This window comes from Pseudomonas sp. NFPP04, assembly GCF_900113815.1.
GTDB classification, from domain to species: domain Bacteria; phylum Pseudomonadota; class Gammaproteobacteria; order Pseudomonadales; family Pseudomonadaceae; genus Aquipseudomonas; species Aquipseudomonas extremorientalis.
The window spans coordinates 1-1,452 of sequence record NZ_FOQS01000029.1 but is presented as its reverse complement, the minus strand read 5'-3'; the positions used below and the strand labels follow the sequence as shown (position 1 = coordinate 1,452).

At 43.9% G+C, this 1,452-nt stretch carries 3 protein-coding genes and 1 pseudogene; 3 read left to right on the top strand and 1 reads right to left on the bottom strand.

The genetic code is table 11. The features are described 5' to 3' along the window. From BM017_RS28715 to BM017_RS29810, 3 genes are all read left to right on the top strand, one after another. Positions 1-504, top strand: a 504-nt coding sequence (locus tag BM017_RS28715) for an RHS repeat-associated core domain-containing protein (protein WP_139216898.1), incomplete at its 5' end; no start/stop codon positions are given. Continuing rightward, the gene (locus tag BM017_RS28710; protein WP_092250903.1) at positions 504-914 is read left to right on the top strand and encodes a hypothetical protein; all 411 of its coding nucleotides are present in this window, start codon (positions 504-506) and stop codon (positions 912-914) included. The genes BM017_RS28715 and BM017_RS28710, both read left to right, overlap by 1 nt. Positions 915-984: 70 nt before the next feature. Beyond that, the gene (locus BM017_RS29810) at positions 985-1,107 is read left to right on the top strand and encodes a DUF6896 domain-containing protein (protein WP_371914748.1); all 123 of its coding nucleotides are present in this window, start codon (positions 985-987) and stop codon (positions 1,105-1,107) included. A 163-nt stretch (positions 1,108-1,270) separates the two neighbouring features. Here the strand turns inward: BM017_RS29810 and BM017_RS29050 are convergent. Next, positions 1,271-1,351 (bottom strand): annotated as a pseudogene (locus BM017_RS29050) (DUF3995 domain-containing protein); the annotation flags it as partial. Positions 1,352-1,452: the final 101 nt, after the last annotated feature.

The following is a 1,452-nucleotide window of genomic DNA, read 5'->3' as shown; positions in this document are numbered from 1 at the left end:
CTGCACTACAACCGCCATCGCTACTACAATCCGGATGTTGGTCGTTACCTGACGCCGGATCCGGTGAAGCTGGCTGGCGGAATTAACACGTACCTGTACGTGCCTAATCCTACGGGCTGGATAGACCCAATAGGATTTGCCTGCGCGCGCGGTAATTGTCCGGGACAAAGAAGCAAATTAAAAAAACCACACGAGAAAGCGCCCCCTGAAATAGGAGATGTGGTTCACTCAGTCACTTATGAACAGGCTTTAAACAAAGCTCTAGTGTGGTTATTAGAAAATAATTTCCGGGCAGAAATACCAAAGCCAGGAAAATTCGGAAAAAGAAAAGGGGATCCCATAGGAATGCAAACATCCGATAGACAAACTGGCTTTCGTGTTGAATACGACCAAAATAGTGGCGCACATATCAATGTATGGACCCATAAAAAAAACGGCCCACATTTTACATTTGAAGGAGACGAAAAATTGGTGATCCAGCTAATTAAAAGGTTTGCAAAGTAATGAGCTATCTTGACGATGAAATCATTGACGACTTCAAAAAAATCAACATAAAAATCACCACCCTAACAAAAGTCAAACATGACCTCATGGTAGAAAACATCAGTCAAAACATCCCATTCTCCGTAACAAATATCGCATGGAACTTATTGAAAGATAGTATCTATCTGGGTTTAGCAACATCACAAACGTCAATGGATGCACTTGCAGAAAAAATCACACACACCACAAAAGCGGACATCATTATTATAGGCGACGCCACCGATGAGGCTTATTCAATAGGTATCAAGCAGCTCTCCCCAGCATTGAGGATATTTTCGACGATTCCGCAGCATACATACATAACTCAAGAAGGCTTAGATTGGATAGCAGGCATATCTTTTGAAGGCCATATATATTTTTGCAAACTCTAACCCCCCAAAAAACACAATCCGACATCAAGAAAAAACCGAGTAAAAATAAATGTTCCAAAACACATGCTAGATAAAACTGAAACCCAAGGGTTGCTGCGTTTACCTATCGAATTTATACATCGACTTTGATTGCGGGCCTGATGATAGGGTCGACAGTTTTGACCTCTGGCGGTTATATGTTTACGCATATTAGCTGCCGCAAAAATATAAAAAGTACACCGACAAAGAGTACCTGGCGCATGAATTCGATGAATACTTGAAACTGGGCAAAGCCAAGAAAATCCCAGGCTCCATGTCCAGTCTGTACTTCATTCAGCAATGAACATGACTGCCCAGCCTGATGAGCAATCAGGCCCTCACCCCCACGCCACCACCAACAACCCCACCCCCAACACCAAACACAACGGCGAATAAAAATACGTATACCACCTCGCGAACCCCGCTGTAAGCGATCCATAAACCCACCTATCCCAAGGTGAGTCAACGGTTTACCGTGGCATCTCCGGTGAGCAGTTCCACGGCAGCAAGGCTTCGTAGT

Excerpts from the sequence above, each read along its gene's own strand:
- BM017_RS28710 (WP_092250903.1), top strand. The coding sequence starts at position 504 with ATGAGCTATCTTGACGATGAAATCATTGACGACTTCAAAAAAATCAAC.